Below are 7,079 nucleotides of genomic sequence, written 5' to 3' on the forward strand. Positions count from 1 at the left end.
AATTTAAACAATCTTTCAAATCTCGGATCATAAAGGTGCATAGGATTTGAAACTTCCTTTCTTCCCCTCCGAGCAGCTACGACAGCACAAAAAGAGTGATCCACTTGGGTCACTCTTTTTGTTTATCATCATACTCAGGATGATTATGTCGGGCACAACCAAATAAGTAACATCCTGTCATGATGAATGTATCAAATTCCATAGTAGGAATGTGACCAGACGAGATTCCATTAATCATTTGTTCGTATTCTACTTTTTCATTTAGTAATTCATTTATATGCGCTTGTTTGTCACTTTCTAACCAATCATCATCACATTCTTCTTCAATCGCTTCCTTGATTTCATCTAGTTTTTGATTGATCGCTTCATTCAATATTTCACGAGCACGAGTCGAATCATTTAGCTGAAGTAGTGAATATACATATCGACTAACCCAATTAGGCTGCTTCCAATAGGTTTTCCACCCTTTTTCAAACCATTTGATAGCTTCTTGATATCTACCCAACTCTACATATAAATCAGCTACTTCTACATCCCCGACAAACTTATCGTTGTTCTCCGAAAACTCACCAAGTTTAATTATTGCCTCGTTTGAATCCCCTAATTCAATTAAACATTTTACATGACTATACATTGCATTATCAGACTTCTCTGAAGCCATCAGAAAATATTTGGAAGCTTCTTTCAAGTTTCCTATATGGTAGTTTGCAATCGCTAAATTATTATAAGCAGTTTTAGTTGGGTGAATGCTAATTGAATTACTCAGTACACCTTTTGCAGATGACCACTTTTCTTTTCTAATATAAATCTCACCTAACAAATTATAAGGCATATGGGAGGATGGTTTCATAATTATGGTTTCTTCCAATAAACTCATCGCTTTTGTATCTTCCTCTTCTTCATAACAATACATCCACGCAAGATTAGTCAAAGACTGTACATCTCTTGATTTATCTACTGCTTTTTGAAATAACTTTAAAGCATCTTCATATCTATTATTTTCAAGCAATTCAATAGCTTGCTGATTAATACTCAATTATTTTCCTCCTATTCAGTTTACATTATTGATCTAACGCCTTTATACTTTTTCGATAATTGATCAAAATTTGAAGGAATTTATAAAACCAATATAATAATCCGAGAAATAGTAACGATCTTATCACTCCATCAAAACTCGAAGAAATGAAAGGCTCATTTTTGAATAACATATTGGTGTAGAAAGAAAAGGATAAAATGAAGACGATATATATACTTATACAGAGATTCATCCTAAAAGCACGTTTAATCGATTGTCGTTGTTCTTGTTTATCATACGAAAACGAGGTACCACTTCTTCGTCTTCATAATACTTTGCCCAAATGGAATAATTTAATAATGTTATGTTAGAAGAATATTTAAGCTTTCAGCCCAGTACTTTTTCATCAATGATAGTCTCACTCGAAACGCAATACCTTATCATAATACTTTTAAACGTTTCATTTCTACACGCACCATTATTTCCTAGATCCATTATTTCATAAATTTTTTCCCTTTTTCGTAAATAAATCGTACAAGAGCTTAGTGTGATTCTACCATTTGTCATACCTTGACACAAAACTGCAAACGCTAGTAAAAATATTTTCTAACCTCTTTGCATAGAATAAAAGACTTGTCCCAGTAAGAAAGGAGAGTTACTTTGGCAGAAAATTCGAAGGACCCTTTTTACCAACAATGGTGGTTTATTATATTAATCATTGTTTTAGCAGTAGGGATTATTGAAAATGTATTTGATGATAGCACCCAAGCTAGAATGGAAAGAGCAGACGCAATCACATCTGCTTTTCAAGAAGAGGCTGTAAAGGAAGAAATAGTAGAGAACAAGCCGACCCCTGATGTAATTGCAGCTCAATTAATCAAAAAAAGATTTGGATCAACAAAGGAAGAAAAAGAAAATACAATCGTCTCTGCTGAATATGAAAATGGTGTCGTGGAAGTTATTATATCGGCAAACAAAATTTCAACAGCTAAAACACTCAAACATGCTTCGTTGACTACTGCTTTTGATTATTTGAAATCGATGAAATCTCACCCAAATGTAACACAGGCGACCTACATCGTCCAAGCACCACTCACAGACCCATTCGGCAATGTAAAAACTGGAGACGTGATGATAGTACTAATGAGCAGAGAAACATTAGAAAAGATAAACTTTCAACATTTCAAAGCGGGCAATATTCACACAGTTGCCGATAGCTACTGGGAGCACCCTGCCCTCACTGATAAGTAAAAAAAGGATGTGGTCATATACACATCCTTTTTTTCAAACTTTATGATGGATGACTACTAACCCCTCTTCATTAACCGTATTGCTTGAATCGATAAACGCACAAGTAAAACTGCACATAAAAATAATCCAACATATGCAGCAGTATTTAAATACACAGCGTATGGTGCATTGATAAATTGCGCTATCGCTAAAAGGGCTACCGAAATAAAACCAAACGTTATACCGGCAAGTAACAACACGAAACGGGAAAACAATTGGGTAATAAACATTGCATTTTGCTTATTGGAAAATACATCATGATGCAAAATGATCTTTCCGCTTTCTACCCGCTGGATAAGCTTATCGACACGTCTGGGTATTTTACGAAGCGCTGGTAACCATAATGCCAACTCTTCTTCCAACCGCTCTTTTGTCACAAACGGTTCTTTAAACGGTCTTTTCAACATGGATGTTATATAATGTTTGGAGAACTCTTTGGCTTCTTGAAATAAATTAAAATCATCCTTGATTAGACGTAATGTTCCATCTAGCGTGATAATAGAGCGTAATGCAATACTGACCGATGGATAGAATAATAAACCAAAATCTCGAACAACTTCAAAAAAAGAATGGATTAACTCATCCGTTTGAATCCGTGGTACATATGAGATACGTAGCAAAATCTGAGCCATCTCCTGCTCCATTTTCACACGGTCTATATGTTCATGCTCTTCTACAAGTAACGTAATAGCATCATATAATATATTCGCATCATTTTGCTGAATTCCCATGAGGAATAATTTAAGTCCCTCTTGCTGAGGTCCAGCTAAACGACCAACTGCCCCAAAATCTAATAAGATGGGAGTTCCATCTTGCTCATCAATATATATATTTCCTGGATGCGGATCCGCATGAAAAATACCTGAAAACAACATTTGTTCGAAAAAAGAAAAAAGCACTGTACGAGCGAATTCTTCCCTATCTACTTGTAAAGATGCAAACAATGCTTTCCCACTTGCAACACTTTTACCATGTATAAATTCAGAAACGATTAGTTGATGATTGCTATATTCTTCATAAACATGGGGTATTTTCATTTGATAAGGGCTATTTCTCAGCGTTGTCGCCACTTGCATTGTATTACGCATTTCAATATCAAAATTTACTTCTTCGCGCAAACTAGTTGCAAATCCAACTGCCAATTCTCGAAAACCTAAATTCTCTGCCCAAGTGGATTTATCCGATACCCATCTTGCGAACTCTACTAAAATCGTTAAATCATCTCTCATCATATCTTTTACGTCAGGTCGCAATAATTTGACAGCCACTTCTTCGTTATTCTTTCGCAATGTTGCTTTATGTACTTGTCCAATAGACGCAGCAGCGATCGGTGCCATTTCAAACTGCAAAAACACATCATCCATTTTATACGGTAGCGCTTTTTCTAAAATATGCTTTACTTGCTCTTCCGATAAGGGTTTCACATTTTGTTGCAGTGTTCCTAACTCTTGAACAAATGCCGTCGGAAATAAATCATTACGAGTAGACAACACTTGACCAAATTTGATAAAAATACCACCTGACTCCTCGAGTGTGTCTCGAAAAGCAATCGCTAATTCATGCTCATTTTCCCGGTGGCGCGCATACTTTAACGTACGAGAAATACCGTTTTTCACAGCAATTTGCATGACTTGGCGTAATCTTTTTTGGCTTCTCCACTGATTTCGCAAACGTAAAAAAGGTGACTTATGTCTTGTAATCCTTTCCCCTTTTTCACCAATCGCAAGTGGGTCGAAAAGCTCGAAAAAAAGATAAAGTAACATCGAAATAAGCAGCATACTCCCAATCCAAATGATTGTCCTAACGTCCATATAGACATACACATCATCTAAATAATCAGTGTAACGTAAGTACGAATACCAATACACAATGGAAGTAAATGCTACACTCATGAAAACCGACAGAATCCGTTTCATCAAATTTATTTGCGAACCCATCAACCGCCCACTAACATAAAAAATGAACATTGCGATAACGAGTATTTGAACGATTATTTTGACATATACCAAGGACCCACCCCCATTCACTTCTATATGTACCCCAAAATACAACTGACCAATCGCTTTATCTCTTGTCCCTACATTACAACGTTCTTAAATATCTTTCGGAATAAACGTACTATAAGTTTCCCTCCAAGTATATACTGCAATTCCCCTCAAACCTTCGCCTCCGCAAAACCGTATATACTTATTTTATCATATTATTAAAAATTCAGATATTTTTCGCGAATGGTATAGAAGATTACTTCTTATTGTTTAAACTGATTCTTAATCCGTCATCTCCAACGTTCACTATGGAAAATGGAGGTTGCCATTCATCAATAAAGAGGATAATTATTCTTCTTTGAGATTTGTAAAGACAGCAGAATAATATTTAGTTTTTGATGATTGAATAGTACAAATAAACAATATGCTTGCTACTAGTAACATTATCGATGATCCCAAAACTACAATAAATCTAATAGCTACAACCTCAGAAGCAACACCAAAAATGGCTGTAGCAACGATAATTAGAAAGGCTTCAACAAGGCCATAAATACTTCCTATTCTCCCCATAAGATCCACAGGTATATTATTTTGATAAAAAGTATAAAAACCTGTATTTGCAAAGGCAGTGGCAAACGCCAAAACAAAACATCCGACAGATGCTATAACAAATGTATTAGAGCATGTGAGAACCATATAACCTCCTGCAGTTATCAGTGATCCCGTACCAATAAGCCAAGAAGTAGGTACTTTTTCAACAATAATTGTATTTGTTAAAGACCCTACTAATACTCCAGCACCAGCGATACTGACTAAAACGCCGTATTCACCTGCAGATAATGAGAGCACTTGAGTTGCAAAAGCTGCTTCTAAAGAATCCGTAGCTGTCATCATTACAATCATGACACTAAATAAAAAATAAACAATCATGATATATGAATATTTACGGCTAAACCTTATAACAAGTTTCCAATCATCTGTTAATAACTTAACAGATAATCTTCTATCTGAAATCCCAGCAAGTTGTTCAGAGGACTCAATATTTGGCATCCATAATGTGATTAATACTGATAAAAATAAAGCAATGGCATTAGCGTAAATTGCCATGTTAGGTGTACCAATTGTAAACAACATTCCAGCTATTGCTGGGCCGGTTAAAAAAGCTCCGGAATCTAATAAACTACGTAAAGAGTTAAAACGTTTTCTTTGTTCAGCTGGCATTAATTTTGTAATGTAAGTCATAGATGTTATATGATACATGGAACTGGCTATCGTGATAAAAAAGACCATGCAATATATAAAATTTAAAGACGAAAAAAAAGGTAACAATACAATTAGTAAAGTTTGAAAGATATTAAGAACGATCATGAGATATTTTTTATTCAAACGATCAATAACACTACCCGACCAAATATTAGTAAAAACCGTTGACAAAGCCCTAATAATATATAGTCCAGAAACAGCAATAGCTGATCCTGTTATATCAAGAACAATAAGATTCAATGCAATAAAATAAACCCAACTTCCAACACTTGAAACACCAATACTGAACAATAGGATGGATGGATGTCGCCAAGTTTCTAGTATTTTTTTAAAACTCAATTTAATTCCCCCTTAGCTTTTAATAATTTTGGACAAAATAAAAAATCCCATCCCCAAGACTTGTGTGTCTTGGGGACGAGATTTGTAAAATCGCGGTACCACCCCAGTTTATTAATATGTCACCATATTAAACTTATCGGGTACGACATCAAAAGAAATGCTTATACCTTAGCTCTATAACAGGAGCTCCTGTCACACCATCCCCTTTGTTAGGTTCCAATGTGCTGCTCAGAGGCTTGATTCAATAAATTATTCTTACTCCTTTTCAGCAACCGGAGCTCTCTGGGAAGAAAAAATTTATTTACTCTCCTCATCATCGCATTTATTATTTATTATTTTGAATATTATCATTAATAATCCTTGTAGTAAACGTCAGACTAAGAAAAAATATTTTAAGCGAAAAGTTACATATTCAAGTACCTCGCCCTTTTCTTGATAAGCGAGGACAAGCACATTGTTCTCCCTATTATCTACACTTTTTTATCGAAGAATCTTTCTGTAATAATTTTGGCAATACACTTTTCATTTCTTAAGTGTAGATTTTCATTGTGCCCACTTGTCAAACAATGACTTACGCTGTTCATCGTTATAATGTAGACATAAGCTACCTTCTAATATACCTAACCCTAATTCCTTCATCATACATTATATTCTCAACTAATTATAGTCTGATATTTCAGTTGAGAGTGTAAAATATTTTGTGTAAATGAATAAATACAAAAAAGGAAGACCTTTTCTTGGTAGAATTAAGTCACCACAACCAATCCTAGAAAAGAGGTCTTCCCTATGAATCAGTTTACAACAGAAATCATCGAAGCTCTAGTAAAAAAACAAGATATTACCGAAGTTTTTCGCTCCCATTTAGAAACAGCTGTGAATACGCTGTTGGCGACGGAGCTGACGGCCTTTTTAGATTATGAAAAATACGACCGGATTGGCTTCAATTCAGGTAATTCACGTAATGGCTCGTATGCACGCAAACTGCATACGGAGTTTGGTGATCTTGAAATCACGATTCCTCGTGACCGCAATGGTGAGTTTAAACAACAGACGGTTGCGCCTTATAAGCGCTCTAATGACACACTGGAATCATTCGTCATCCATATGTTTCAAAAAGGGGTGACAATGTCTGAGATTGCTGGATTAATCGAAAAAATGTACGGGCATCATTATACGCCACAAACGAT

Annotated in this window: 5 protein-coding genes and 1 other annotated feature; of the genes, 2 read left to right on the top strand and 3 right to left on the bottom strand. The window is 35.3% G+C overall.

The features are described from left to right. Positions 1–109: 109 nt before the first annotated feature. On the bottom strand, positions 110–1,036 hold the full coding sequence (locus ACIQYS_RS05585; RefSeq protein ID WP_402975992.1) for a tetratricopeptide repeat protein: 927 nt from the start codon (positions 1,034–1,036) through the stop codon (positions 110–112). Between the two features lie 639 nt (positions 1,037–1,675). Here ACIQYS_RS05585 and ACIQYS_RS05590 point away from each other — a divergent pair. Beyond that, on the top strand, positions 1,676–2,266 hold the full coding sequence (locus ACIQYS_RS05590; RefSeq protein WP_402975994.1) for a hypothetical protein: 591 nt from the start codon (positions 1,676–1,678) through the stop codon (positions 2,264–2,266). 56 nt (positions 2,267–2,322) lie between these two features. Here ACIQYS_RS05590 and ACIQYS_RS05595 read toward each other — a convergent pair whose 3' ends face one another. Continuing rightward, on the bottom strand, positions 2,323–4,314 hold the full coding sequence (locus ACIQYS_RS05595) for an ABC1 kinase family protein (RefSeq protein WP_402975996.1): 1,992 nt from the start codon (positions 4,312–4,314) through the stop codon (positions 2,323–2,325). Positions 4,315–4,638: 324 nt separating this feature from the next. Further along, on the bottom strand, positions 4,639–5,892 hold the full coding sequence (locus ACIQYS_RS05600) for an MFS transporter (RefSeq protein WP_402975998.1): 1,254 nt from the start codon (positions 5,890–5,892) through the stop codon (positions 4,639–4,641). A 68-nt stretch (positions 5,893–5,960) separates the two neighbouring features. Next, positions 5,961–6,218: a binding site (T-box leader), on the bottom strand. A gap of 460 nt (positions 6,219–6,678) precedes the next feature. Here ACIQYS_RS05600 and ACIQYS_RS05605 point away from each other — a divergent pair. Then, the coding region (locus tag ACIQYS_RS05605; protein ID WP_402976000.1) for a transposase at positions 6,679–7,079 on the top strand (401 nt) is incomplete at its 3' end.

It is taken from the genome of Psychrobacillus sp. NPDC096426 (assembly GCF_044762745.1).
Taxonomy (GTDB): domain Bacteria; phylum Bacillota; class Bacilli; order Bacillales_A; family Planococcaceae; genus Psychrobacillus.